At 66.4% G+C, this 26,462-nt stretch carries 24 protein-coding genes; 15 read left to right on the top strand and 9 right to left on the bottom strand.

Translation table 11 applies throughout. The features are described 5' to 3' along the window. Window positions 1-44: 44 nt before the first annotated feature. Window positions 45-470 (bottom strand): NfeD family protein, encoded by a 426-nt coding sequence (locus tag FHY06_RS02580; RefSeq protein ID WP_019652820.1) that lies wholly within the window; start codon window positions 468-470, stop codon window positions 45-47. A 228-nt stretch (window positions 471-698) separates the two neighbouring features. Here FHY06_RS02580 and FHY06_RS02585 point away from each other — a divergent pair, with 228 nt between their 5' ends. Continuing rightward, window positions 699-3,005 (top strand): arginine/lysine/ornithine decarboxylase, encoded by a 2,307-nt coding sequence (locus FHY06_RS02585; protein WP_019652819.1) that lies wholly within the window; start codon window positions 699-701, stop codon window positions 3,003-3,005. A 37-nt stretch (window positions 3,006-3,042) separates the two neighbouring features. Here FHY06_RS02585 and FHY06_RS02590 read toward each other — a convergent pair whose 3' ends face one another. Both FHY06_RS02590 and fabI read right to left on the bottom strand, forming a co-directional pair. Continuing rightward, on the bottom strand, window positions 3,043-3,888 hold the full coding sequence (locus FHY06_RS02590; RefSeq protein ID WP_184603211.1) for a DNA ligase: 846 nt from the start codon (window positions 3,886-3,888) through the stop codon (window positions 3,043-3,045). Window positions 3,889-3,958: 70 nt separating this feature from the next. Further along, on the bottom strand, window positions 3,959-4,741 hold the full coding sequence (gene fabI / locus FHY06_RS02595) for an enoyl-ACP reductase FabI (RefSeq protein ID WP_019652817.1): 783 nt from the start codon (window positions 4,739-4,741) through the stop codon (window positions 3,959-3,961). On the opposite strand from fabI, the gene FHY06_RS02600 reads away from it, so the two are divergent. The 12 genes from FHY06_RS02600 to FHY06_RS02655 all read left to right on the top strand — a co-directional run bounded on the left by FHY06_RS02600 (window position 4,707) and on the right by FHY06_RS02655 (window position 21,213). After that, window positions 4,707-6,611 (top strand): extracellular solute-binding protein, encoded by a 1,905-nt coding sequence (locus tag FHY06_RS02600; protein ID WP_311733665.1) that lies wholly within the window; start codon window positions 4,707-4,709, stop codon window positions 6,609-6,611. The two genes, fabI and FHY06_RS02600, sit on opposite strands and share 35 nt — an antisense overlap. Window positions 6,612-6,655: 44 nt before the next feature. After that, window positions 6,656-7,669, top strand: coding sequence for a microcin C ABC transporter permease YejB (locus FHY06_RS02605; protein ID WP_184603213.1), 1,014 nt, complete (start codon window positions 6,656-6,658; stop codon window positions 7,667-7,669). Between the two features lie 13 nt (window positions 7,670-7,682). Continuing rightward, window positions 7,683-8,720, top strand: a complete 1,038-nt coding sequence (locus FHY06_RS02610; RefSeq protein WP_184603216.1) for an ABC transporter permease — start codon at window positions 7,683-7,685, stop codon at window positions 8,718-8,720. Continuing rightward, complete coding sequence (locus FHY06_RS02615) at window positions 8,720-10,381, top strand: ABC transporter ATP-binding protein (RefSeq protein ID WP_184603218.1); 1,662 nt, start codon at window positions 8,720-8,722, stop codon at window positions 10,379-10,381. The genes FHY06_RS02610 and FHY06_RS02615 overlap by 1 nt, the downstream gene beginning before the upstream one ends. Before the next feature lie 19 nt (window positions 10,382-10,400). Beyond that, the gene (locus tag FHY06_RS02620) at window positions 10,401-11,609 is read left to right on the top strand and encodes a YbfB/YjiJ family MFS transporter (protein WP_184603220.1); all 1,209 of its coding nucleotides are present in this window, start codon (window positions 10,401-10,403) and stop codon (window positions 11,607-11,609) included. Window positions 11,610-11,796: 187 nt separating this feature from the next. After that, the gene (gene rimP, locus FHY06_RS02625) at window positions 11,797-12,441 is read left to right on the top strand and encodes a ribosome maturation factor RimP (RefSeq protein WP_019652811.1); all 645 of its coding nucleotides are present in this window, start codon (window positions 11,797-11,799) and stop codon (window positions 12,439-12,441) included. A gap of 16 nt (window positions 12,442-12,457) precedes the next feature. After that, window positions 12,458-13,951 (top strand): transcription termination factor NusA, encoded by a 1,494-nt coding sequence (gene nusA, locus FHY06_RS02630; RefSeq protein WP_126181716.1) that lies wholly within the window; start codon window positions 12,458-12,460, stop codon window positions 13,949-13,951. Window positions 13,952-13,975: 24 nt separating this feature from the next. Then, window positions 13,976-16,939, top strand: coding sequence for a translation initiation factor IF-2 (gene infB, locus FHY06_RS02635; protein WP_126181717.1), 2,964 nt, complete (start codon window positions 13,976-13,978; stop codon window positions 16,937-16,939). A gap of 147 nt (window positions 16,940-17,086) precedes the next feature. Further along, window positions 17,087-17,458, top strand: a complete 372-nt coding sequence (gene rbfA, locus FHY06_RS02640) for a 30S ribosome-binding factor RbfA (protein ID WP_019652808.1) — start codon at window positions 17,087-17,089, stop codon at window positions 17,456-17,458. 2 nt (window positions 17,459-17,460) lie between these two features. Continuing rightward, entirely contained in the window at window positions 17,461-18,417 is a 957-nt protein-coding gene (truB, locus tag FHY06_RS02645) for a tRNA pseudouridine(55) synthase TruB (RefSeq protein ID WP_184603222.1), read from the top strand. Continuing rightward, window positions 18,414-20,252 (top strand): translational GTPase TypA, encoded by a 1,839-nt coding sequence (gene typA, locus FHY06_RS02650; protein ID WP_019652806.1) that lies wholly within the window; start codon window positions 18,414-18,416, stop codon window positions 20,250-20,252. Before truB ends, typA begins: the two co-directional genes overlap by 4 nt. A 43-nt stretch (window positions 20,253-20,295) precedes the next feature. Continuing rightward, entirely contained in the window at window positions 20,296-21,213 is a 918-nt protein-coding gene (locus FHY06_RS02655; RefSeq protein ID WP_126181719.1) for a DMT family transporter, read from the top strand. A 12-nt stretch (window positions 21,214-21,225) separates the two neighbouring features. On the opposite strand, the gene FHY06_RS02660 is transcribed toward FHY06_RS02655, so the two are convergent. From FHY06_RS02660 to smpB, 6 genes are all read right to left on the bottom strand, one after another. Beyond that, the gene (locus FHY06_RS02660; RefSeq protein WP_184603224.1) at window positions 21,226-22,650 is read right to left on the bottom strand and encodes a hypothetical protein; all 1,425 of its coding nucleotides are present in this window, start codon (window positions 22,648-22,650) and stop codon (window positions 21,226-21,228) included. A 136-nt stretch (window positions 22,651-22,786) separates the two neighbouring features. After that, window positions 22,787-23,182, bottom strand: a complete 396-nt coding sequence (locus FHY06_RS02665; RefSeq protein ID WP_132750928.1) for a COG4315 family predicted lipoprotein — start codon at window positions 23,180-23,182, stop codon at window positions 22,787-22,789. Window positions 23,183-23,275: 93 nt separating this feature from the next. Continuing rightward, window positions 23,276-24,091 carry an anti-sigma factor family protein gene (locus FHY06_RS02670; RefSeq protein ID WP_132750929.1) on the bottom strand — a complete coding sequence of 272 codons (816 nt, stop codon included), beginning with the start codon at window positions 24,089-24,091 and terminating at the stop codon, window positions 23,276-23,278. A gap of 22 nt (window positions 24,092-24,113) precedes the next feature. After that, window positions 24,114-24,629 carry an RNA polymerase sigma factor gene (locus FHY06_RS02675; protein WP_184603226.1) on the bottom strand — a complete coding sequence of 172 codons (516 nt, stop codon included), beginning with the start codon at window positions 24,627-24,629 and terminating at the stop codon, window positions 24,114-24,116. Between the two features lie 24 nt (window positions 24,630-24,653). Next, a complete protein-coding gene (locus tag FHY06_RS02680; protein WP_184603228.1) occupies window positions 24,654-25,022 on the bottom strand; it encodes a COG4315 family predicted lipoprotein in 369 nt (122 codons plus the stop codon). A gap of 96 nt (window positions 25,023-25,118) precedes the next feature. Next, window positions 25,119-25,595 (bottom strand): SsrA-binding protein SmpB, encoded by a 477-nt coding sequence (gene smpB, locus FHY06_RS02685; RefSeq protein ID WP_184603230.1) that lies wholly within the window; start codon window positions 25,593-25,595, stop codon window positions 25,119-25,121. 63 nt (window positions 25,596-25,658) lie between these two features. Here smpB and FHY06_RS02690 point away from each other — a divergent pair, with 63 nt between their 5' ends. Both FHY06_RS02690 and FHY06_RS02695 read left to right on the top strand, forming a co-directional pair. After that, the gene (locus tag FHY06_RS02690) at window positions 25,659-26,105 is read left to right on the top strand and encodes a type II toxin-antitoxin system RatA family toxin (protein ID WP_019652798.1); all 447 of its coding nucleotides are present in this window, start codon (window positions 25,659-25,661) and stop codon (window positions 26,103-26,105) included. A gap of 8 nt (window positions 26,106-26,113) precedes the next feature. Next, on the top strand, window positions 26,114-26,452 hold the full coding sequence (locus tag FHY06_RS02695; RefSeq protein WP_184603233.1) for an RnfH family protein: 339 nt from the start codon (window positions 26,114-26,116) through the stop codon (window positions 26,450-26,452). The last annotated feature ends 10 nt before the right edge of the window (window positions 26,453-26,462 follow it).

Here is a 26,462-nt window from a genome sequence, read left to right on the forward strand (position 1 = left end):
GGTGCGCTTCCTTTTCTGAGTTCTGTCTACGACGGACTGACTGACTAAACCTTGTCGACCACCAGCCGGCTGCCGACCACCTCGACCACGCGGTGCTCGCCGGTGGAGGGGGTGCGGCCGGCACGCTGGATCACCGTCCACTGCGCGCCGCGATAGCGCACGGTCGCCGTGCCGTCCGGGTTCCAGGCGTCGACCTGCACGGTCTCGCCGATGTCGAGGTTCACGTCGCGGTTGGCTTCGGTGGGCGGGGCGGGAGGGCGCTTGCGCTGGATCGCGTACCAGACCAGCACGGCCCCCACGCCGATGACGGCCGCCACGATCAGTTGCGTGACGGTGCCGAAGCCCAGGTGCGCCGAGATGGCTGCTGCCGCAAAGCCGGCCGCCAGCAGCAGGAGATAGACGGTGCCAGAGAGCAGCTCGACCACGATGGCCGCCCCCGCGATCAGCCACCAGACAGTGGAATTTGCCATGTCGACTCCTCTTGTTGCTTGTTCGATCCGCGTGATTCTGCGGCATCCGCTCCAAGCGCTTTCCCCGCGTAGGGATACTGCGGCGCGAAGAGCAGGGCCGGCCTTGTCCGACACCACCCGATGGCTTGCGCGAAGCTGACCGGAGCCGTCATCCGAATTCCGTACACTTCGCGCCTCGCCACATTGCCCTGTGTGTACCTCTCAGCCAGACCGTCCGGAGCCCTGCTCATGAAATTTCGCTTTCCCATCGTCATCATCGACGAGGACTTCCGCTCCGAAAACACTTCGGGCCTCGGCATCCGCGCGCTCGCGCAGGCCATCGAGACGGAGGGCTTCGAAGTGCTGGGCGTCACCAGCTACGGCGACCTGAGCCAGTTCGCCCAGCAGCAAAGCCGCGCCAGCGCCTTCATCCTGTCGATCGACGACGAGGAGTTCACCATCGGCCCCGACCTCGACCCGGCCGTGCTTAACCTGCGCACCTTCATCGGCGAAGTGCGGCGCAAGAACGCCGACGTGCCGATCTACATCTACGGCGAGACCAAGACCTCGCGCCACCTGCCCAACGACATCCTGCGCGAGCTGCACGGCTTCATCCACATGTTCGAGGACACCCCCGAATTCGTGGCGCGCCACATCATCCGCGAGGCCAAGAGCTACCTCGAGAGCGTGCAGCCGCCGTTCTTCAAGGCGCTGATCGACTACGCGGAAGACGGCTCCTACTCCTGGCACTGCCCCGGCCATTCGGGCGGCGTGGCGTTCCTGAAGAGCCCTGTGGGCCAGATGTTCCACCAGTTCTTCGGCGAGAACATGCTGCGCGCCGATGTCTGCAACGCGGTGGAAGAGCTGGGCCAGCTGCTCGACCACACCGGCCCGGTCGCGGCCAGCGAGCGCAATGCGGCGCGCATCTTCAACGCCGACCACTGCTTCTTCGTGACCAACGGCACCAGCACCAGCAACAAGATGGTGTGGCACCACACGGTGGCGCCGGGCGACGTGGTGGTGGTCGACCGCAACTGCCACAAGTCCATCCTGCACGCCATCATCATGACCGGCGCGATTCCGGTGTTCATGAAGCCCACGCGCAACCACTTCGGCATCATCGGCCCCATTCCCAAGAGCGAGTTCGAGCAGAGCGCCATCAAGGCCAAGATCAAGGCCAACCCCCTCCTGGCCGACGTGGACGCCGACAAGGTCAAGCCGCGTGTGATGACGCTCACGCAGTCGACCTACGACGGCGTGATCTACAACACCGAGACCATCAAGAACATGCTCGACGGCTACGTCGACACGCTGCACTTCGACGAGGCATGGCTGCCGCACGCGGCCTTCCACCCGTTCTACGGTGCCTACCACGCGATGGGCAAGCGCCGGGTCCGGCCGAAGGAATCGCTGGTGTTCGCCACGCAGTCCACCCACAAGCTGCTGGCCGGCATCAGCCAGGCCAGCCACGTGCTGGTGCAGGACTCGCAGAACCGCCAGCTCGACCGCGACCTCTTCAACGAGGCCTACCTGATGCACTCGTCGACCAGCCCCCAGTACGCGATCATCGCGAGCTGCGACGTGGCTGCCGCCATGATGGAGCCGCCCGGCGGCACCGCGTTGGTGGAGGAGAGCATCCTCGAGGCGCTGGACTTCCGCCGCGCCATGCGCAAGGTCGAGGAGGAGTTCGGCAAGGACGAGTGGTGGTTCAAGGTCTGGGGCCCCGAGAAGCTCGTCGAAGAGGGCATCGGCCGCGCCGAGGACTGGATCATGCACGGCGAGAAGAACGGCCAGCCTAAGACCGGCAAGGGCAAGAACTCGCAGCGCAACTGGCACGGCTTCGGCGAGCTGGCCGACGGCTTCAACATGCTCGACCCGATCAAGTCGACCATCGTCACGCCCGGCCTGGACCTCGAAGGCAACTTCGCCGAGACCGGCATCCCGGCCAGCGTGGTGACCAAGTTCCTCGCCGAGCACGGCGTGATCGTGGAGAAGACCGGCCTCTACAGCTTCTTCATCATGTTCACCATCGGCATCACCAAGGGCCGCTGGAACACGCTGCTGACGGCGCTGCAGCAGTTCAAGGACGACTACGCGCGCAACCAGCCGATGTGGCGCATCATGCCGGAGTTCTGCCAGCAGCACCCCGGCTACGAGCGCCTGGGTCTGCGCGACCTGTGCCAGCACATCCACCAGCTGTACGCGCGCTACGACGTGGCCCGCCTCACGACCGAGATGTACCTGAGCGATCTCACGCCGGCCATGAAACCCAGCGACGCCTTCGCCCACATCGCGCACCGCAAGACCGAGCGGGTGGAAATCGACGAACTCGAAGGCCGCATCACCACCAGCCTGATCACGCCGTACCCGCCGGGCATTCCGCTTCTGATCCCGGGCGAAGTGTTCAACAAGAAGATCGTCGATTACCTCAAGTTCTCGCGCGAGTTCAACACGCAGTGCCCGGGTTTCGAGACCGACATCCACGGTCTGGTGGCGCGCGTCGACGAGACGGGCAAGAAGCGCTACTACGCCGACTGCGTCAAGGAATCGAAGTAAGGGGCAAGGAACTCCGAGGGGCTGATCGATCGGCCGGTCAGCCCTCGCGCACCCGCATGAAGCGCGCGAACCGGGGCAGGCCCTTGGCCGTGGTCCCGTTGTAGCGGTAGGTCACCCAGCTGCCGACGGGCGGCGGGTTCTCGCGCTGCGCGTCGGTGAAGCCTCCGCCCAGCCTGAAGCGCTTGCCCTCGGGCGTCTCGACCACCAGGGCGCCGAGCCTGGTGCTGTGCCTGCCCTTGCCCAGGACATGCTCGACCACCCGGGCTTCGGCATCTTCGTAGGGCTTGACCTTCAGCAGATCGTTGCTGCGCTCGCCGCGGTAGCCGGAGGCGCCGCGGTGCAGCATCAGGCCTTCGCCGCCCATCTTCACCGTCTTGTCGAGCAGCGCCTGCAGGGCTTCGTGTGTGGTGGCGCGCTCCTGCGGCACGGGCACGACCCAGGGGGCGTCTGTGATCGGCAGCAGCTTGCGCAGGGCCGCGAGCCGCGTCGTGAAGTCGCCGGGCTGTGCGGGCAGGTCGAAGACCATGTAGCGCATCTCGTGCCACGCGATGTCGTTGGGCGTCTGGTTGCGAGCGGTCGATACGGCGTGCTCGAACCGGCCCCGGCCGGCCCAGAGCTCGCCGTCCAGTGGCTGCTTCGGCAGTGGGGCAGTGAACCATGCCGGGGCGACGATGCGCTCGCCCCCGCGCGTCCAGAGCTGCTTGCCGTCCCAGAAGGCGCGCACGCCGTCGTACTTCTCGCTGACCCAGTAGTCCGCCAGCGACATGCCGGGCCGATAGGTTTCGGCAAGGAGCAACGATGGTGCAGGCTCGCGCGCGAGCGCCACGGCCGGCGAAGCGGCCAGCCCGAAGGCGGCGAGCAGCAGAAGTCGGCGGTTCAGCACGTTGCTATGGAATGAATAGCTAAAAAGCGAGGGCCGCTCGCGCGGCCCGTTTCGGTGGGCGTCGGGACGCTTACTCGGCCATGCCGCCGACCACGTTGCTGAAGCCGCCGTCCACGTAGGTGATCTCGGCGGTCACGCCGCTGGCCAGGTCGCTCAGCAGGAAGGCCGCGACGTTGCCGACTTCCTCGATGGTCACGTTGCGCCGGATCGGCGATGCGTCGGCCACGGCCGCCAGCATCTTGCCAAAGCCCTTGATGCCGCTGGCCGCCAGCGTCTTGATCGGGCCCGCGCTGATGCCGTTGACGCGCATACCCTTCGGGCCCAGCGAGGCCGCGGTGTAGCGCACCGAGGCTTCCAGCGAGGCCTTGGCCAGGCCCATGGTGTTGTAGTTGGGCAGCGCGCGTTCGGCGCCAAGGTAGGTCAGCGTGAGCAGGGCCGACTTGTCGTTCAGATAGGGCAGGGCCGCCTTGGCCATTGCCGGGAAGCTGTATGCACTGATGTCGTGCGCGACCTTGAAGCCCTCGCGCGACAGCCCGTCGAGGAAGTCGCCCGCGATGGCCTCGCGCGGCGCGAAGCCGATGCTGTGCACGAAGCCGTCGAACTTGGGCCAGGCCTGGGCAAGGTCGGCGAAGAGCTTGTCGATCTGGGCATCGTCGCTCACGTCGCAGTCGAAAATCAGCTTCGAACCGAAGTCTGCGGCATATTCGGTGATACGGTCCTTGAATCGCTCGCCGACGTAGCTGAAGGCGAGCTCCGCGCCCTGGTCGTGACAGGCCTTGGCAATGCCATAAGCAATGGAGCGATTGCTCAATACACCGGTGATCAGCAGTTTCTTGCCCGAAAGAAAGCCCATGAGGTTGCCTTGTGAAAATCTTGGGCAGAATTCTCGCATGCGAGGTTGGCTGCTTCTGATGTTGGCTCTCTTGGCGCTTCCCTCGTGGGGAGCGCATGGCCTGGGTATGGGCTACGAGCCCAAGTATCCGGCGTCCTTCAAGAATTTTGACTATGTCAACCCCGACGCCCCCAAAGGCGGCGACCTGGTCCTGTCTTCCAGCGGGAGCTTCGACAAGCTCAATCCGTTCACGCTCAGGGGCGTGCCGCCGGTGGGCATGGGCTACAGCTCCAACGGTTTCGTGTTTTCCGAGTACGGCCTGATATTCGACTCGCTGATGACGCCCAGCGAGGATGAGCCCTTCTCCAACTACGGCCTGCTCGCTGAGGACGTGCAACTGGCGCCGGACCGCCTGAGCGTCACCTTCCGTCTGAACCCGAAGGCGACGTTCTCCGACGGGGCACCTGTGCTCGCGAAGGACGTGAAGTACTCCTTCGACACCCTGATGAGCAAGCAGGCCGGACCGACCTTCCGCTCCTACTGGGTGGACATCAAGGACGCCGTGGTGGTCGGCGAGCGCACCATCCGCTTCGACTTCAAGCGCCAGAATTCCGAGCTGCACATGATCATTGGCCAGCTGCCGGTGTTCTCCAGCGAGTGGGGCAAGGGCAAGCCATTCGACCAGATCGTGAGCGAGCCACCGATCGCCAGCGGCCCGTATGTCGTGGACAAGGTCGACTTCGGCAAGTACATCTCCTATCGTCGGCGTCCGGACTATTGGGCCGCGGACCTGCCGGTTCGCAAGGGGATGTTCAACTTCGGCTCGGTTTCCTACCAGTACTTCAAGGACAAGCTCGGCGAGGAGGAGTCGCTGAAGGCCGGCTCGCTCGATGCGATGGAGGAGGGCTCGATCATCGCCTGGGTGCGCCGCTACAAGGGACGGCGCTTCGATTCCGGCGAGCTGATCAAGGAAGAGATCTCGCACCGCCGCTTCACCGGCATGCAGGGTCTGGTGCCCAACCTGCGGCAGCCTCGCTTCCAGGACATGCGCGTGCGTCAGGCGCTCGCTCTGGCCTTCGATTTCGACTGGCTCAACCAGCACCTGTTCTACGGGCGGCGGGCGCGCACAACGAGCTACTTCCAGAACAGCGACGACCTGATGGCCCAGCCTGAGGTGAGCCCGGAAGAGCAGTCGCTCATCGAGCATCTGAAGAACAGGCAGCGGTACCTCGACAACACCAAGGGCGAGTTGCCGCGCCCGGCCGCCAGCGGAGACACTGCCGAAGGTCTGCGCCGCAATCTCGTGCGCGCGCAGGAGCTGCTGCGTGAGGCGGGCTGGACCTACAGAAACGGCGCCCTGCGCGACAAGGATGGCACGCCCTTCGTCATCAATTTCGACATCGCGGACCGCAGCTCAGGCGTGGTGCTGGCGCCCTATGCGCGCAATCTCGCCAAGCTCGGGATCACGCTCGACTACCGGCTTCGCGACCCGAGCCTGCTGAAGAAGAAGCAGGACGACCTCGAGTTCGACATGGCCATCAACATCGCGGGCGGCTCGTCAAGCCCGGGTAACGAGCTGTTTGACGATTTCGGTTCCAAGTCGGCCAACGAGAAGGGCAGCCAGAACCTCGGCGGCATCAGTGATCCGGTGATCGACGAAATTCTGGAGGTGATCGTCAACGCCCCTGACCGCAAGTCGCTCGCAGCGGGTGCGCGCCTGCTGGACCGTTACTTGCTCCATCAGAACTACGTGATTCCGATGTACTACGGCAAGCAGTATTTCATCGCGCACAAGCGCAAGCTGCACCGGCCCGAGGCGCCGCTGCCTCAGCGGCTTCTCGCCGGTTCGGCAATGCTGACGATGTGGTGGATCGACCCCGCCGCGAAGTAGCTGAACCAGACACGCAAAACAGAGACACGGACAGACCAGACCGCATGGCCGCCTACCTGCTCAGACGCCTTCTGCTGATCATTCCCACGCTGTTCGGGGTGCTGCTGATCAATTTCATCATCGTCCAGTTCGTTCCGGGCGGGCCGGCCGAGCAGTTGCTGTCGCAGCTGACGAACAAGGAGAACCGCATCTCCGGCGGCCCCGCCGGGCGCGCCCTCGATGCCAAGCAGGTGGCGGAGATCAAGGCGCTCTACGGCTTCGACAAGCCCGCGCCGGAGCGCTTCTGGCAGATGCTCAAGCAGTTCGCCCGCTTCGACTTGGGCAAGAGCTTTTTTCAGAGCAAGGATGTGTGGCAGCTCATCAAGGAGAAGCTGCCTGTCTCCATCAGCCTCGGGCTCTGGACCTTCTTCATCAGCTACCTCATAGCGGTCCCGCTTGGCGTGGCGAAGGCGGTGCGCGCCGGGTCGCGTTTCGACTTCCTCACCACGCTGTTCGTGCTGGTCGGCTATGCCATTCCGGGCTTCGTGCTCGGGGTGGCGCTGCTGGTGATTTTCGGAGGCCAGCTCCAGTGGTTCCCGCTGCGCGGGCTGACCTCGCCGAATTGGGAGTCGCTGAGCTGGGGCGCGCGCATCGTCGACTACCTGTGGCATATCACCTTGCCGGTGACGGCGATGGTGCTCGGCAGCTTCGCGATCACCGCGATGCTCACCAAGAATTCCTTCCTGGAGGAGATCCGCAAACAATATGTGCTGACGGCGCGTGCCAAGGGCTTGGCCGAGCGTCAGGTGCTGTGGAAGCACGTGCTGCGCAACGCGTTGATTCCGATCATCACGGGCTTTCCGGCAGCGTTCATCGGCGCCTTCTTTGCGGGCGCGCTGCTGATCGAGACGCTGTTCTCGCTCGACGGCATGGGCCTCCTGAGCTACGAGAGCGTGTTGCGGCGGGATTACCCGGTGTTTCTGGGCACGCTCTATCTATTCACGCTGATCGGACTGGTGACCAAGCTCATCTCCGATCTCTGCTATGTCTGGGTCGATCCGAGGGTGAAGTTTGACTGACAGGAAGAAAGAAATGCCCGTCGTGGTGTCGGTGAGCCCGGGGCGCCGCGCCTGGCGACGCTTTCGCCGCAACCCGCTCGGGTTCTGGAGCCTGGTGATCTTTTCGGCACTGGTAGTGCTGAGCCTTTTCGCCGAGGTGCTGTCCACCGACAAGCCGCTCATCGTGCGCTACGAGGGCCAGACCTATTTCCCTGTGCTGCGTGACTATTCCGAGAAAACCTTCGGTGGCGACTTCGAGACGCCCACCGACTACCTGGACCCGTTCATCGAGCAGCGCATCACGCAAGGCGGCAACTGGGCGATCTACGCGCCCAATCGCTACGGCCCCGGCACGCTCAACTATTTCTCGAAACCCCCGAACCCCGCGACGCCGTCGCGCGAAAACCTGCTCGGCACGGACGAGCGGGGGCGCGATTTGCTGGCGCAACTGATCTATGGCTTCCGCGTGAGCGTGCTGTTCGCGCTAGCGCTCACGGTGATCGGTGTGGTGCTGGGGGTTGCGACCGGTGCGGCACAGGGCTTCTTCGGGGGCAAGACAGATTTGACCTTCCAGCGCCTTATCGAGATCTGGAGTGCGATGCCGGAGCTCTACCTGCTGATCATCTTCAGCGCAATCTTCACGCCCAGTGTGGCGCTGCTGCTGATATTGCTGAGCCTGTTCGGCTGGATGGGGCTGTCCGACTATGTCCGTGCAGAGTTCCTGCGCAACCGGCAGATGGACTACGTACGCGCGGCGAGGGCCCTCGGCGTGGGCAACCTGCAGATCATGTGGCGCCACATCCTTCCCAACAGCATGGTGCCGGTCGTCACCTTCCTGCCGTTTCGAATGAGCGCGGCGATCCTTGCGCTGACTTCGCTCGACTTTCTCGGGCTCGGCGTGCCGCCGGGTACTCCGTCGCTTGGTGAGCTGCTGAGCCAAGGCAAGGGCAACATCGATGCCTGGTGGATCTCGCTGTCCACCTTCGTGGTGCTCGTCGTCACGCTCATGCTGCTGACCTTCATGGGCGACGCCCTGCGCGACGCGCTCGATCCCCGGAAGGCCGACAAGTGATGAGCAGCGACGCACAACAAACCACCGGCCATCAGCAGCCGCTGCTCGAAGTGGAGGACCTGCGCGTCGCCTTCGGCGGCAAGGAGGTCGTGCACGGCATCGACTTCCGGATGGCTGCGGGCGAGAAGCTCGCCCTGGTTGGCGAATCGGGCTCGGGCAAGACCGTCACCGCGCTGTCGCTGCTGCGGCTGGTTCAGAACGCGGAGCTTTCGGGCAGCGCCCGGCTCTTCGGCAACGGACAGAAGGAACAGAAACAGCATGGGCCACGCGACCTGCTGACCATTCCCGAGCGCCAGTTGCGCGGCATCCGCGGCAAGGAGATCGCGATGATCTTCCAGGAGCCGATGACCGCGCTGAACGCGCTCTACACCGTGGGCGACCAGATCGCCGAGGTGCTCGAGCTTCATGAGGGCCTCTCGAAGCGAGAGGCGCAGGCGGCAGCGGTCCAGCTGCTGGCCGATACGGGCATCCCCGAGCCGGCGCGGCGGGCGAGGGCGTTTCCGCACCAGCTTTCGGGCGGTCAGCGGCAGCGCGCGATGATCGCCATGGCGCTTGCCTGCAAGCCGCGCCTGCTGCTGGCCGACGAGCCGACCACCGCGCTCGACGTGACGGTGCGCGCGCAGATCCTCGACCTGCTGGCCGACCTGCAGCGCAAGCATGGCATGGCGGTGCTGCTCATCACGCACGACCTGAACCTGGTTCGCCGCTTCGCCGATCGCGTGGTGGTCATGGAGAGTGGCCATATCGTCGAGCACGGCCCGGTGGTATCGGTGTTCGAGGCGCCGCAGCATCCCTACACGCGCAAGCTGATCGACAGCCATCCCGAGCGCGACGTGGCGGCCGTGGCCGTGAATACGGGTGCGGCGCCGCTGATCGAGGCCAGCGCGCTGCGGGTGACCTATCCGGTGCCGAAGCCGGGATTCGCCGGGTGGTTCGGCAAGGGCGAGTTCGTGGCGGTGCAGGGCGCCGACTTCCGCATTGCGCCGGGCGAGACGCTGGGCGTGGTCGGCGAGTCGGGCTCGGGCAAGTCGACGCTCGCGCTCGCGGCGCTGGGGTTGCTCAAGCACAAGGGCGCGCTGACTGTCGCGGGCAAGGGCTGGGCGGTCGATCGCGCCTCCGACCTGGGGCTGCGGCGGGTGATGCAGGTGGTTTTCCAGGATCCGTTCTCCTCGCTCTCGCCGCGCATGACGGTCGAGCAGATCGTGGGGGAGGGCCTGCGCGTGCATGCGCCGGAGCTGGGCGTCGAGGCGAGGCGCACGCGGGCGCTGGCGGCGCTGGCCGACGTCGGGCTGACGGAGGCGCAGTTTCCGTCGCTTCTCGAGCGCTATCCGCACGAATTTTCGGGCGGTCAGCGCCAGCGGCTGGCGATCGCGCGGGCGCTGATCGTCGATCCGCGGCTGCTAGTGCTCGACGAGCCCACCAGCGCGCTCGACGTCACCATCCAGAAGCAGGTGCTCGGCCTGCTGCAGCGGCTGCAGCGCGAGCGAGGCCTGAGCTACCTGCTGATCACGCACGACGTGGAGGTGATCCGCGCGATGGCGCACAACGTCATCGTGATGAAGGACGGCGCCATCCTCGAAACCGGGCCGGTCGAACGGGTGCTGGACGCGCCCGAACACCCCTATACGAAGAAGCTGGTGGCCGCCGCGCTGCTGGAATAAGACGGAGACTGAAACAAGAATGTCGGAAATCGGACGCGACCGGCGCGGAGCCTGGCGCGCGGCCCTGGCCTGCATGGTCACCCTTGCGGTGGCGATGGGCCTGGGGCGCTTCGCCTTCACGCCCATGTTGCCCATCATGCTGCACGAGGGAAAGCTGGAGCTGGCCGCAGGCGGTGTGCTGGCGTCGCTCAACTACCTGGGCTACTTCCTCGGCGCCGTGAGCTGCGCGGCGATCGGCATCAAGGCATCGAGCATGGTGCGGGGCGGCCTGCTGGCCACGGCCGCTCTGCTGGTGGGCATGGGGCTGCTGCACAGCTTCACGAGCTGGGGCGTGCTGCGCACCGCAGCTGGCGTGATGAGCGCGTGGGTCTTCGTCTTCGCTTCGGGCTGGGGCCTGCGCAGGCTTGCCGAGACGAACGCGCCGACGCTGGCCGGGGTGATCTACACCGGCCCGGGGATCGGGATCGCCATGACGGGCCTGCTCGGCGGCGCGCTGGGGCAGTGGGGTTCCGATGCGGGCTGGATCGGACTCGGCATCCTTGCGCTGGTACTGATCGCGCTGATCTGGCGGGTGTTCGACGACGGCGAAAAGGCTCCGGCCGGCGGTTCGGCGGCTGCGGCGCCGGCAGCCTCGGCCCGTGTGGCCGGGCCCGACGATCGCAGCGACGCGATCTGGCTCGTCGCGCTGTACGGGCTGGCGGGCTTCGGCTACATCATCACCGCCACCTTCCTGCCGGTGATCGCCCGTCAGGCACTGCCGGGGTCGTCGTGGCCGGACTTCTTCTGGCCGCTGTTCGGGGTGGCGATCATCCCGGGCGCGCTGATCGGGGCCCGCGCCCCGACGCATTGGGACAATCGCCTGCTGCTGGCAGTGGCTTATGCGCTGCAGGCGCTGGGGGTGGTGCTGTCGGTCGCCTGGCCCAGCATTCCCGGTTTCGCACTCGGCAGCCTGCTGCTGGGCATGCCGTTCACCGCAATCACTCTTTTTGCGATGCGGGATGCGCGCCGGCTGCGTGGCAACGCGGTGGCAGGGCTGATCGGCTATGCGACGGCTTCGTACGGCGTGGGGCAGATCGTCGGGCCACTCTTTGCCGCGCCGCTGGCGCAGCGCACCGGCTCGTTCCAGCTGCCCTTGCTGGTCGCGGCAGCGGCACTGGCGTTCGGGGCAGTGCTCTTCGCATATGTCTGGTTGAAATCGCGCGGCGCGCCCGAAACGGCGTCGCAATAGCACGTTCGGCCCCGCAGCCCTTCATTAATTGCGCAAATAGCATATAATTCGAGGCTCACGACCAAACGGGCGGGTACCAACCGCCCGTTTTTTTTGGTCCATCCATTCCAGGCATTCATTTCATGGCTTTCTGGCATCCGTGGCGGGCGGATGGCAGGGCCGGGCATTTAAAGGCGCTTTCGAACACGTGGCATTGCAGCAAATAGTGGAACAAACCGTAGCCGGCCTCGGCTACGACCTGGTCGAGGTCGAGCGTTCGGCCGGGGGACTGCTGCGCGTAACGATTGATTTGCCCTGGAAAGGCCCCAACTCTGAAGCTGCTGCCGCTGGCCTGCCGGAGCCTTTCGTCACCGTCGAGGATTGCGAGAAGGTGACCCGCCAGCTGCAGTTCGCGCTCGAGGTCGACGGGGTCGATTACAAGCGGCTCGAGGTTTCCTCGCCGGGTATTGACCGCCCGCTGCGCAATGAGCAGGATTTCGAGCGTTTCGTGGGCGAGGTGATCGACATCACGCTCAAGGCGCCGATGGGTGCTGCAGCGGCTGGTCAGGTGGCGGCCAATCGCAAGAAATTTCGCGGCACGCTGGAGCGGGCCGCACAGGTAGAGGGCGCCGGCGCCCCGGGCTGGCAGATCGTCTGGAGCGATGCGCCCGAGCCCAAGCCGGGTCAAAAGGTGAGCAAGAAGCGCGCGCCCGCAACGTTGCAGGCGCTCGGCTTTGCGCTGGACGAGCTGCGCGAGGCGCGGCTCGCTCCGATTGTGGATTTCAAGGGCCGCAAGGCCAAAACCCAACCGGGTTTTTCGGATATTGACGACGGAACGCAGGTTCCGGACTGAACAGAGGAGTGGTGGCATGAATCGCGAAATGTTGATGTTGGTGGATGCGATCTCGCGCGAGAAGAACGTCGAGCGTGACGTCGTCTTCGGCGCGGTCGAGTCCGCGCTGGCGCAAGCCACCAAGAAGCTCCATCAGGGCGATGTGGACATCCGCGTCTCGGTCGATCGCGACAGCGGCGACTACGAAACCTTCCGCCGCTGGCATGTCGTGCCCGACGAGGCCGGCCTGCAGCTGCCGGATCAGGAAATCCTGCTGTTCGAAGCCAAGGAAGAGATGCCCGACATCGAGGTCGGCGAGTACATCGAAGAGGCCGTCGACTCGGTGCCCATCGGCCGGATCGGCGCCATGGCCGCCAAGCAGGTGATCCTGCAGAAGATCCGCGACGCTGAGCGCGAGATGCTGCTGAACGACTTCATGTCGCGCGGCGACAAGATCTTCGTCGGCACCGTCAAGCGCCTGGACAAGGGCGACATCATCGTCGAGGCCGGCCGCGTCGAAGGCCGCCTGCGTCGCAGCGAGATGATCGCCAAGGAAAACCTGCGCAACGGCGACCGCGTGCGCGCCATGATCATGGAGGTCGACCTGACGCTGCGCGGCGCGCCGATCATCCTGTCGCGCTCGGCCCCGGAATTCATGATCGAGTTGTTCCGCCAGGAAGTGCCCGAGATCGAGCAGGGCCTGCTCGAGATCAAGAGCTGCGCCCGCGACCCCGGCTCGCGCGCCAAGATTGCCGTGCTCTCGCACGACAAGCGTGTCGACCCGATCGGCACCTGCGTCGGCGTGCGCGGCACGCGCGTCAACGCCGTGACCAACGAGCTGGCCGGCGAGCGCGTGGACATCGTCCTATGGAGCGAAGACCCCGCCCAGTTCGTGATCGGCGCGCTGGCTCCGGCCAATGTGTCGTCGATCGTGGTCGACGAAGAGAAGCACGCCATGGACGTGGTGGTGGACGAGGAGAACCTCGCCATCGCCATCGGCCGCGGCGGCCAGAACGTGCGCCTGGCTTCCGACCTGACCGGCTGGAAGATCAACATCATGGACGCCAACGAGTCGGCCCAGAAGCAGGCGAGCGAGACGGACGCCAGCCGCAAGCTGTTCATGGAGAAGCTCGACGTCGACGAGGAAATCGCCGACATCCTCATTTCGGAAGGCTTCAACAGCCTCGAGGAAGTGGCCTACGTGCCCATCTCCGAAATGCTGGAGATCGAAGCCTTCGACGAAGACACCATCAACGAGCTGCGTGCGCGCGCCAAGGATGCGCTGCTGACCATGGAGATCGCCAAGGAAGAGGGCGTCGAGACGCAGTCCGCGGTGTCGCAGGACCTGCGCGACCTCGAGGGCCTCGACCCTGAGCTGATTCCGAAGCTGCACGAAGCGGGCGTGAATACCCGCGACGACCTTGCCGACCTCGCGGTCGATGAACTCACCGAGATCACCGGCCAGAGCGCCGATGACGCCAAAGCCCTCATCTTGAAGGCCCGCGAACATTGGTTCGCCGGCCAAGAGTGACGGTCATGGAGGCACGAAACCAATATGTCCAGTACCACTGTCGCCGAGTTCGCGAACGAGCTCAAGAAGACTCCCGAAACCTTGCTTGACCAGCTCAAGAGCGCGGGTGTACCCAAGGCGTCCGCCGCCGACGCCCTCACCGAGGCGGACAAGCAGCGCCTGCTCGGCCACCTGAAGGCCAGCCACGGCACTGTCGAGCCCGAGCGCAAGAAGATCACGCTGACCAAGAAGTCGACCAGCGAGATCAAGCAGGCCGACTCCACCGGCCGCGCCCGCACCATCCAGGTCGAGGTGCGCAAGAAGCGCACCTTCATCCAGCGCGACGACGGCCATCTGGCCGCAGCCCCGGAGGCCGCGCCGGCCGCCGCGGAGGCGCCCGCCGCTGCGCCTGCCGCACCTCGCGTCGACGAGGCCGAACTGGCCCGTCGCGAGGAAGAGGCACGCCGTCAGGCCGAGCTGATTCGTCGCCAGGAAGAAGAACTGGCCGAGAAGCGCCGCCAGCGCGAAGAGGCCGAGGCACGCGAACGCGAGCAGGCCGAGAAGGCTGAAAAGGCCGAGCAGGAAGCTGCGCGCGCCGCCGCCGAAGCAGCCGAGAAGAAGGCTGCCGCTGCGGCCGCGGCTGCTGCCGCCGCCGCCAAGCCGGCTGCTGCTCCTGCGCCTGCGCCCGCTGCGGTCACTGCAGCAGCCACTGCTGCTGCCGAAGAGAAGGCTGCCGCCGAGCAGAAGGCTGCCCAGGCCAAGGAAGACGCGAAGGCCAAGGCCGCTGCCGAATCGAAGGCCCGTGCCGAAGAGGAAGCTGCGCGTGCCCGCGATCTGGACGAGCGCCGCCGCAAGGCATTGGCCGAGGCCGAGGCCATCCGCGCCATGATGAACGCACCGGCCCGCGTGCTGGTTCCGCACAAGGCGCCCGAGAAGCCCCAGGCCGAGAAGGCCGGCGTCAAGGGAACGCTGCACAAGCCGACCGCGCCCGCAGCGCGAGCAGGTGCGCCTGCCGCGCCCGGTGCGGCTGCTGCGCCGAGCGGCGCTGGCGGCGGTGCGGGCAAGGAAGTCAAGTCCGCGAAGCTCTCTTCGAGCTGGGCTGGCGATCCTGCCAAGAAGAAGGAAATCAAGACCCGCGGCGATGCCAGCGGCGGCGTCGGACGCAGCAACTGGCGTGGAGGCCCGCGCGGCCGCCGCGGCAACGACCGCGGCCATGAAGAGCAGCACGTGCCGGCCGCACCGGTCGAGGCACGCGTACTCGAAGTCCATGTGCCCGAGACCATCACCGTGGCCGAACTGGCGCACAAGATGTCCGTGAAGGCGCAGGAAGTCATCAAGCAGCTGATGAAGCTGGGCCAGATGGCGACCATCAACCAGTCGCTCGACCAGGACACCGCGATGATCCTGGTGGAGGAAATGGGCCACAACGCGGTGGTTGCCGCGCTGGACGACCCCGAAGCCTTCACCGACGAGGACGTGTCGGCGCAGATCGCCGAGGCGCTGCCGCGTGCTCCGGTCGTAACCGTCATGGGTCACGTCGACCACGGCAAGACCTCGCTGCTGGACTACATCCGCCGCGCCAAGGTCGCCGCGGGCGAAGCCGGCGGCATCACGCAGCACATCGGCGCCTACCACGTGGAAACCGAACGCGGCATGGTGTCGTTCCTCGACACCCCGGGTCACGAGGCCTTCACGGCCATGCGTGCCCGCGGTGCGCAGGCCACCGACATCGTGATCCTGGTGGTGGCGGCCGACGACGGCGTCATGCCCCAGACCAAGGAAGCCATCAAGCACGCGAAGGCGGCTGGTGTGCCGATCGTGGTCGCGATCAACAAGATCGACAAGCCCGATGCCAACCTGGACCGCGTGAAGCAGGAACTGGTGGCCGAGGAAGTCGTGCCCGAAGAGTACGGCGGCGACGTCCCGTTCGTCGGCGTGTCGGCCAAGACGGGCCAGGGCATCGACGAACTGCTCGAGCAGGTGCTGCTGCAGGCCGAAGTGCTGGAACTCAAGGCGCCGGTTGATGCCGCTGCCAAGGGCCTGGTCATCGAAGCGCAGCTCGACAAGGGCCGCGGTCCGGTCGCCACCGTGCTGGTGCAGTCCGGCACGCTCAAGACCGGCGACGTGGTGCTGGCGGGCTCGACCTACGGCCGCGTGCGCGCCATGCTGGACGAGGACGGCAAGCCGACCAAGTCCGCGGGTCCGTCGATCCCGGTCGAGATCCAGGGCCTGACCGAAGTGCCGCAGGCCGGCGACGAGTTCATGGTGATGGGCGACGAGCGCCGTGCGCGCGAAATCGCCACCTACCGTGCCGGCAAGTTCCGCAACACCAAGCTGGCGAAGGCCCAGGCCGCGAACCTGCAGAACATGTTCACCGACCTGTCGGCGGGCGAAGTGCAGACGCTGCGCATCATCATCAAGGCCGACGTGCAGGGTTCGCAGGAAGCGCTGTCGCAGTCGCTGCTCAAGCTGGCGACGGACGAGGTCAAGGTGCAGATTGTCTACGCCGGCGTGGGTGGCATCAGCGAAAGCGACATCAACCTCGCCATCGCCTCGAAGGCGGTCGTGATCGGCTTCAACGTGCGCGCCGACGCCGGTGCGCGCAAGCTGGCCGAGAGCAACGGCGTGCAGCTGAACTACTACAGCATCATTTACGACGCCGTCGACGAGATCAAGGTCGCGATGTCGGGCATGCTGGCGCCGGAGCGCCGCGAGGAAGTCATCGGCTCGGCCGAGATCCGCACGGTGTTCGTCGCATCGAAGATCGGTACGGTCGCTGGTTCCTACATCACCTCGGGTTCCGTCAACCGCAGCGCGCATTTCCGCCTGCTGCGCGACAACGTGGTGATCTACACCGGCGAGATCGACTCGCTCAAGCGCATGAAGGACGACGTGCGCGAAGTCCGCGAAGGCTTCGAGTGCGGTATCAAGCTCAAGAACTTCAACGACATCAAAGAGGGCGACCAGCTCGAATTCTTCGAGATCAAGGAGATCGCGCGGACACTTTGATCACCCCCAGGCTTCGCGCACTTCGTGTCGCTTCGCCAACCCCCTTCCGGGGGCAACATCGGCGGCCCGGCAAAGCCGGTTCCGCGGTGTTTTGCGAAGGGGTCCCGTTGATGAAGCCTGAGACCATGACGAGTTCCAGTTCCCTACATGCCTAAGAAAAAAGCAGCCGCTCCCAACCGCGCCTTCAAGGTCGCCGATCAGATCCAGCGCGATCTGACGGAGCTGATCGCGCGCGAGTTGAAGGACCCGCGCGTGGGCATGGTCACGCTCCAGGCCGTCGAGGTCACGCCCGACTACGCGCATGCGAAGGTGTTCTTCAGCCTGCTCACGGGCGACGTGGCCGAGACGACCGAAGCGCTGAACCAGGCCGCGGGCTTCCTGCGCAACGGCCTGTTCAAGCGCCTTCACATCCACACCGTGCCGACGCTGCACTTCGTGTTCGACCGCACCACCGAGCGTGCAGCCGACATGAACGCGCTCATCGCACAAGCCGTCGCTTCGCGCTCGAAAGACGACTAGCCATGAACGCGCCACGCACAAGGGTGCAGCGGCGCCCTGTGCATGGGGTGTTGCTGCTCGACAAGCCGCTGGGTTTCTCCAGCAACCAGGCCTTGCAGAAGGCCAAGTGGCTGCTGCGCGCCGAGAAGGCGGGCCACACCGGCACGCTCGACCCGCTGGCCACCGGCGTACTGCCGCTGTGCTTTGGCGCCGCCACCAAGTTCAGCCAGCTTCACCTGGATGCCGACAAGACCTACGTGGCCACCGCCCGCCTTGGCGTGAAGACATCCACCGGCGATGCCGAGGGTGAAGTGATTTCCGAGCGCCCGGTCGAGGTCATGCCCGAAGACCTGGCGCGCGTCGAGGCGCAGTTCACCGGCCCGATCCGGCAGGTGCCGCCGATGCACAGCGCGCTCAAGAAAGACGGCAAGGCGCTCTACGAGTACGCCCGCGAGGGCGTAGAGGTCGAGCGGGCACCGCGCGACGTGGTGATCCACAAGCTCGAGATCCGGGCGGTCGACGGTGACACCATCCGCATCCTCGCCTCCGTCAGCAAGGGCACCTACATCCGCACCCTCGGCGAGGACATCGGCGAGGCGCTCGGCTGCGGCGCGCACCTGACCTCGCTGCGGCGGGTCGCCACCGGCAGCTTCACCGAGGCCCAGTGCGTCACCATCGAGGCGCTGGAGGCCATGGACGAAGAGGAGCGCCTGGCGCAGCTGCTGCCGGCCGAATCGCTCGTGGGCGGCCACAGCCGCGTCACGCTGGGCACGGAAGATGCGGCACGTTTTCTGTCGGGCCTTCGCCGCCGCGGGGGCTGGGCCGATGCGGACGAGGTTGCCGTCTTCGGCACCCAGCCGCCTGCCTTCCTTGGCACGGCCCACGTCAAGGCCGGCGAACTGATTCCGGGGCGCTTGCTGAACCCCATCGAAATCCAGCAAATTCTTTTGAACGCACAACAGACCGAAGCGACACCATGAGTACCAAGCAAATCCGCAATATCGCCATCATTGCCCACGTTGACCATGGCAAGACCACGATGGTCGACCAGTTGCTGCGCCAGTCGGGCACCTTCGCCGAGCACGAGAAGGTGGTCGACACCGTGATGGACAACAACGCGATCGAAAAGGAACGCGGCATCACCATCCTGGCGAAGAACTGCGCCGTGAGCTGGAAGGGCACGCACATCAACATCGTCGACACCCCCGGCCACGCGGACTTCGGCGGCGAGGTGGAGCGGGCTCTCTCGATGGTCGACGGCGTGCTGCTGCTCATCGACGCCCAGGAAGGCCCGATGCCGCAGACCCGCTTCGTGACCAAGAAGGCGCTGGCGCTCGGCCTGAAGCCCATCGTGGTGGTGAACAAGGTCGACAAGCCGGGCGCGAACCCCGACAAGGTGGTCAACGCCGCCTTCGACCTGTTCGACAAGCTCGGCGCGACCGACGAGCAACTCGACTTCCCGGTGGTGTACGCCTCGGGCATCAACGGCTGGTCCTCGCTCGAAGAGGGCCCGCAGGGCGAGCAGTGGGGCCCCGACATGTCGGCCCTGTTCGACACCATCCTGAAGCACGTGCCCTCGCAGAAGGGCGACCCCACCGCACCGCTGCAGCTGCAGATTTCGGCGCTCGACTTCTCGACCTTCGTCGGCCGCATCGGCGTGGGCCGCATCAGCCAGGGCACGCTCAAGCCCATGATGGACGTGCTGGTCATGGAAGGCCCCGACGGCAAGACCATCAAGGGCCGCGTGAACCAGGTGCTGACCTTCCAGGGCCTGGACCGCGTGCAGGCCACCGAAGCCGGCCCGGGCGAGATCGTGCTTATCAACGGCATTGCCGACATCGGCATCGGCGTGACCGTCACCGACCCGGCCAACCCCGCACCGCTGCCGATGCTCAAGGTCGACGAGCCCACGCTGACGATGAACTTCTGCGTCAACACCAGCCCGCTGGCCGGCCGCGAAGGCAAGTACGTCACCAGCCGCCAGATCTGGGACCGCCTGCAGAAGGAACTGCAGCACAACGTCGCGCTGCGCGTGAACGAGACCAGCGAGGAGGGCGTGTTCGAAGTGATGGGCCGCGGTGAACTGCACCTGACCATCCTGCTGGAGAACATGCGCCGCGAAGGCTACGAAATGGCCGTGTCGAAGCCGCGCGTGGTGTTCCGCGAAATCGACGGCGAACGCCACGAGCCGATCGAGCTGGTGACGGCCGACATCGAGGAAGGCCATCAGGGCGGCGTGATGCAGGCACTGGGCGAGCGCAAGGGCGAACTGGTCAACATGGAACCGGACGGCCGCGGCCGCGTGCGCCTCGAATACCGCATTCCGGCGCGCGGCCTGATCGGCTTCACGAACGAATTCCTGAACCTGACGCGCGGCTCCGGCCTCATCAGCAACATCTTCGACAGCTACGAGCCGCACAAGGGCGACATCGGCGGCCGCAAGAACGGCGTGCTGATCTCGATGGACGACGGTGAAATCTTCACCTACGCGCTGGGCAAGCTCGACGATCGCGGCCGCATGTTCGTGAAGGCGAACGACCCGGTGTACGAAGGCATGATCGTCGGCATCCACAGCCGCGACAACGACCTCGTGGTGAATGCCACGCGCACCAAGCAGCTGACGAACTTCCGCGTCTCGGGCAAGGAAGACGCGATCAAGATCACGCCTCCGATCGAACTCACGCTCGAATACGGCGTGGAATTCATCGAGGACGACGAGCTGGTCGAGATCACGCCCAAGAGCGTGCGCCTGCGCAAGCGCTTCCTGAAGGAGCACGAGCGCAAGCGCGCGAGCCGCGACCTGATGCAGGGCTGATCGAGCGGCCGCCTCCCGGGCACCGTTCTTTCCTGCTCCCTCCATGCGCCTGACGCACGGCGGCGCCGTCTGGCTGATGGTCGTCGTGACCCTGATGTGGGGCACGGCGGGCGTCGTCACGCGGCATCTGGCGCAGGCGCACAGCTTCGAGATCACCTTCTGGCGCAGTCTCTTCACGACGCTGGCGCTGCTTGTGATCCTGCCGCTTTGGCGCGGACGCGCCGTGTTCTCCCAGTTGCGCCGCGGCGGGCGTGAGATCTGGATTTCCGGCGTGTGCTGGGCCGTGATGTTCACGGCCTTCATGGTCGCGCTCACGCTGGCTTCGACGGCCAGCGTGCTGGTCACCATGTCGCTCGGGCCGCTGTTCACCGCGCTGGCGGCGCGCTTCTTCATCGGACACCGGCTGCCGGCGCGCACCTGGCTGGCCATCGTGGTCGCGGGGGCGGGCATCGGCTGGATGTATGGCACGCAATTGATGGAAGGCGGCGGCGGATCGCTGGCCGGCACGCTGCTCGCGCTGTGCGTGCCGCTGGCCGGTGCGGCGAACTGGACCGTCGTGCAGCACGCGCAGGCGAAGGGCCACCGGATCGACCTGGTGCCCGCGGTGCTCATCGGCGCGGTGCTCACCGTGCTCTTCACGCTGCCTTTGGCATGGCCGTTCCAGGCCGGCGCGCACGACCTGGGGCTGCTGGCATTCCTGGGCGTGTTCCAGCTTGCGATTCCCTGCGTTCTTTCGGTGCTGTGCGCCCAGGTGCTGAAGGCGCCCGAAGTGGCGCTGCTGGCCCTGCTTGAGGTGATCTTCGGCATCGCGCTGGCGTGGATCGGCGCTGGCGAACAGCCCGCGCCGAGCGTGCTGGCCGGCGGGATGCTGGTCATCGGAGCGCTCGTCTTCAACGAGCTGCTTGCGCTGCGCGGACGGCGCACCACGGTCGCCGACACCGCGGTGCCGGGCGCGCACTGATCCCTGCGCCGGCTATTGCTCCACGCTGACGGCCGGCACGCCGATGCTGCCCATGCGTGCTTCGAGCACCTTGCGCATGAAGGTCTGGGCGAAGTCGTCGCCCACGCGCCATTCCCCGTCGTCGCCCTCGACGAAAGTGAATTCACCTCTCACCGGCAGCGAGCTGTCGCTGCCCGACAGAGCGCCCATCAGGCTGTCGTTGTATTCGACGACCAGCGGGCAGGCGTGGCCGGAGCCGTCCTCGAGCTTGCGGCAGGGACCGGTGGGCTCGATCTCGGCGATCGCGCGCGCGCGGTTCGGGTCTTTGCGCACCAGGCCCGGGTCGGTGCGCGGGCGCATGCGCGCAGCCGAGGCGCTGCGGGCGGCGCCCAGCGGCGCGGCGCCTTCGCGAAAGGCCTTCTCCATCGCCTCGCGGCCGATGGGCTCGGCGTTGTAGAGCGACCTGCCGTCGGCATCGAGATTGCCGAAGCGGGCCTCGACGATGGCGACGTCGGCGCCGCGCACGACCATGTCGTCGCCCTTGGGCTCGGCAGGGCCGATGGTGTAGGCCATCTGTTCCTTGCTGTCGCCCTGCGTCATGACGGCCATGCAGCCGCGGATGCGTTCCGGCCTGAGGTAGCCGATCTCGCGCATGCTGCCGACGGTGGGCGTCTCGATCACGCGGCCGCCGTTGGGATCGAGTTGGCGCATGCGCATGTCCATGCTCACGCGGCGCATGAGGCTGTCGAGCGTCGTGCGGGTGGAGGCGGCGTCGCAGGCGGGCACGCTGGCCGGCGCGAAGGCATACCAGCCGATTCCACCGCCGATCACGGCCACCGCGACGGCGAACTTCAGCGCGCCGATGCGGCTGCTGCGCTTCGCACGCGCCTGCCAGGCCTTGACGGCCCGCTCGTCGGCTTCGATGAGGGCCTGCGCCCCGTCCACGATGCGCGCGCGCTCGACGGCGGTGGCAAAGGGCGGTTCTGCCGCGACCTGGGCGCGCAGGGCATCGAAGCGTTCCCGTTCGAGCGGTCCCTCCGTAGCCAGCCAAGCGAGCGTGGCGATGGGAGAGGCGGGCACGGTGCCGACGATGGGCGTCTCCGCGAGTGCCATGTCGCGCGTCTCGGTGTCGATCAGCGCGTCCTTGTGGAGCGATTCGATGGCTTCGTGCGTGATGCCCTGTTCCGCGAGTTCGACGAGGTCGTCGGTCTCGATGTCGGCGTCCGCGGCGTCGTCCCAGTGAGGGGCGTTCTCGTCGATTCGCTCGATCGCGGCGATCTGCTCCTCCTCGGTGACGAGGCCCCGCACGCGCATCCAGGCCAGCGCATGGGCCGGGCTCGGCAGGGGCGGGAGGGTGGCAGTCTCGGGGTGGGCGAGCGCGGCGTCGTGCTGCGCATCGTCGATCAGGCCCATGTTCAGCAGGGCCCGGAATGCGTCCGGATTGGCGTCTGGCGTCATGGGAGGATTCTGCCGTGGCGGCGCCGGCCCCGGGAGTGGGGGAAAAACCGGCAGCAAACCGACAAGAAGACGACAAGAGATCGACAAGAAAAAACGCCGGCAGGAGCCGGCGTTTTCGTTTCAGGCCCGAAGGCGATCAGGGGCGCGCGACCTTCCAGGCGCCGTTGGCGAAGCCGTCGCCGGTCTTGTCGCCGGGCTTGGCGTCCTTGGCCCAGTAGTACAGCGGCCAGCCCTTGTAGGCCCATTGGCGCTTGCCGTCTTCGCGAATGATGATGGTGTAGCCGCCGAGGGGCTTTGCGGTGTCTGCCACGGCCAGGGGGGGCCAGTTGGCGGCGCATTGGCCGTTGCAGGCGGAGGTGCCGGCGCCCGCGGTGTCCTTGGTGAAGGTGTACAGCGTCATTCCGTTCGGTCCGACCAGCACGCCGTCGGCGGTGCGGGTGGGCGTGTCGGGTGCGCTTGCGGTCTTGTTGGACATGCTGCCGCAGCCGGCAAGCAGGGCCGCCGCGAGGATCGAGGCGCTGAGCAATTTCATGCAGTTTCTCCTTCGGTTGAAAAATCGCGAAAACCGGGCCGGTGACTAAGCACCGGACGAGGTGGATGCGCGAGCCGGCAGTTTATGCGGTCATCAAGACAGATCGCGGTAGGCCAGCGTCGCGAGTTTGAGCAAAAGGTCGCGCGGCAGCTTGCCGGCGATGGCGTAGCCGAAGCCCTGGTCCACCCAGTAGAAGCTCGGCACGGGGCCTTCTGAGGCGAAGCGGAAGGCGGTCTCGGCGGCTGCGGGGCTGCCGGCTGCACGCGCGTCGAGGGTGCCGACGTAGAGCGTCACGCGCTCGCCGGCGGCGTCCTCGAACATGAACTGGGCGCGTGCGCCGGTCTCGCCGGGCAGCAGGCGGCCGCCGACCAGCGTGTAGCCCTGGCTGGAGAGGTCGGGCACCTTCAGCGGCCTGTCGAGGCGCCTGGAAAGCCACTGCACCAGGTGCTGCTGCTCGGATGCAGCCACTTCGACCGGGTGGCGCTTCTCGGGAGCGTAGACCGCATGTGCCACCGAGGCGTCGTGCACGAATTCGCGCAGGGCAGGGGCGCGGGCCAGTTGCGAGCCCGCACGCGGGGCATGCCACTGGGCCCACTGGGCATTGCCGATCCAGCCCGCGGCGAAAGCCACCAGCAGCCCCGCTGCCAGGCCGCCCCAGCGCGTCCAGGAACTGCCTTGCCGCGTCCGCCCGAGCGCGCCCATCAGCGGCGCGGGAACAGGCGCGTCCAGCAGCTCGCCGTGCAGCCTGCGGAGTGCATCGCGCTGCGAGTGCCATGCCGCGACCTTGGCGGCCAGGGCCGGATCGCGCGCGATCGCCGCTTCGACCGCGTCATGGCGGTCGGCGGCCAGCTGGCCGTCGACCCAGGCGTGCAGCTCTTCTTCGGTGGGGGGCGGGGCGGGGCGGTTCATGGTCTTGCGTCGACGGGTTCGTTCACTTGAGGCGGCGCAGTCCGGGGCGCGCCGGCGCCGAGGCGCCGTCCATCAGCTCCTGCAGCCGGACGCGGGCGCGAGACAGGCGCGACATCACCGTGCCGACCGGCACGCCGAGCACCTTGGCGACTTCGGCGTAGGACAGGTCCTCGAGCGTCACCAGCAGCAGAACGGCGCGCTGCTCCTCGGGCAGCTGCATCAGGCAGCGCTGCAGATCCAGGCCCGTGCCGTGGTCGCGGCCGGTGTCGGCAAGCCCCTGGATCTCCTGGGCCGCGTCTTCCAGCGGCACCACCGCATGGGGCGGCGGCGTGCGCCGCACCTGGCTCGCGAAGATGTTGTGCATCACGGTGAAGAGCCAGGCGCGCAGGTCGCTGCCCACGACCCACAGTCGCCACTTGCCGCAGGCGCGCTCCAGCGTGTCCTGCACCAGGTCGTCGGCCGCCCAGGCGTTGCCCGTGAGGGCCCGCGCGTAGCGGCGCAGGCTCGGGATGTGCTCGACGAGCAGGCGGGCGTCCATGGGGTGGGCAGGATGTCCGGTCGATCAGGGCTTGGCGGTCTTCCAGGCCCCGTTGACGCCGTCGCCGGTCTTGTCGCCGGGCTTGGTGTCCTTCACCCAGTAGTACAGCGGCCAGCCCTTGGCGGCCCACTGCTTCTTGCCGTCGTCGCGCGTGACGATGGTGAAGTCGCCGGCAGGCTTGTCGCCCTCGGCGGCCATGAAGGGCGGCCAGTTGGTGGCGCAGGTGCCGTTGCAGACCGACTTGCCGCTGCCGGCCGTGTCCTTGTCGAAGGTGTAGAGCGTCATGCCTTTCGGCCCGACGAGCACGCCGTCGGCGGGCTTGGGCTGGGCGAAGGCGGGGAGCGCGAGAACGACGCTCAGCAGGACGGCGGAAGAGGCGCGGAAAGGCAGCATGGAAAAACTCCTTGTTGGTGGCGACACCGGGCTTCCGGTGACAAGCGCACAAACGCCCGCAGCGCGGCTTTTATTCCATCGCCTGCAAAAAAATCTTCAGCGGTTGCGGCTCTTCATCGCGCGCTCGACCTCGCGCTTGCCTTCGCGGTCCTTGATGGTGTCGCGCTTGTCGTGCTCGGCCTTGCCCTTGGCGAGCGCGATCTCGCACTTCACCTTGCCGGACTTCCAGTGCAGGTTGAGCGGAACCAGCGTGTAACCCTTTTGCTCGACCTTGCCGATCAGCCGGCGGATCTCGTCCTTCTTGAGCAGCAGCTTCTTGGTGCGCACCGAGTCGGGGTTGATGTGGGTGGAGGCGCTCTTGAGCGGGTTGATCTGGCAGCCCAGCACGAAGAGTTCGCCGTTGCGGATCACGACGTAGCCGTCGGTGAGCTGCACCTTGCCTTCGCGCAGCGCCTTGACTTCCCAGCCTTCGAGGACCATGCCGGCCTCGAAGCGTTCTTCGAAGAAATAGTTGTACGCGGCCTTCTTGTTGTCGGCGATGCGGGAGGAGGTATCTTGTTTCTTGGTGGCCATGGCTCGGGAATATGGGGGCTGCATGGCTTCAATACAATCCGTCGCGCACGCTGTGCCGATTCTATGAAAACAGTCAACAAGTCCGTCCTCATCTGGTACAGCGCCGAAGAGATGTATGCGCTCGTCACCGACGTCGCCAAATATCCGCAGTTTCTTCCGTGGTGCGACAAGTCCCGCGTCATAGAGGAGGACGAGGCCGGCATGACGGCCGAAGTGGGCCTCGCGTTCGCCGGGCTGCACCAGAGCTTCACCACCCGCAATACCCACGTTCCGGGGCGCGAAGTGCAGCTGAAACTGGTCGACGGCCCGTTCTCCAACCTCGACGGCAAGTGGAAATTCACGCCCGTGGGAGAAGAGGGCGAGCGCGCCTGCCGCGTCGAACTGCACCTGAGCTACGGCTTCAGCAACTTCGCCCTGCAGGCGCTCGTGGGCCCCGTGTTCGACACCATCGCATCGAGCCTGGTCGAGGCCTTCGTCAAGCGCGCCGAGCAGATCTACGGCTCGCCCTGACCCCCGCGATGGGCATCGAGGTCACGCTGAGCTGCTCGCCCGCGCCGCGGGAGGTCTTCGAGCAGGTGCTGCGCGTGCCACAAGGAGCGACGCTGGCCGATGCGGTGCGGGCCAGCGAGCTGCCCACCCGCTTTCCGAACCTCGATTGGCGCCATGCGATGACGCCCGGCATCTGGGGCAAGGCGGTCGAATGGGATCAGGTGCTGAAGGACGGCGACCGTGCCGAGCTGTGCCGCCCGCTCATGGTCGATCCGAAAGTGGCGCGCCGGGAGCGCTTCCAGCGCCAGGGCGCGCGGGGCACCGGACTGTTCGCGAACCGCCGCAAGGGCGGGAAGGCCGGCTACTGAGAGGCTGCCG

It is taken from the genome of Variovorax atrisoli (assembly GCF_014195185.1).
Taxonomy (GTDB): Bacteria; Pseudomonadota; Gammaproteobacteria; order Burkholderiales; family Burkholderiaceae_C; genus Variovorax; species Variovorax atrisoli.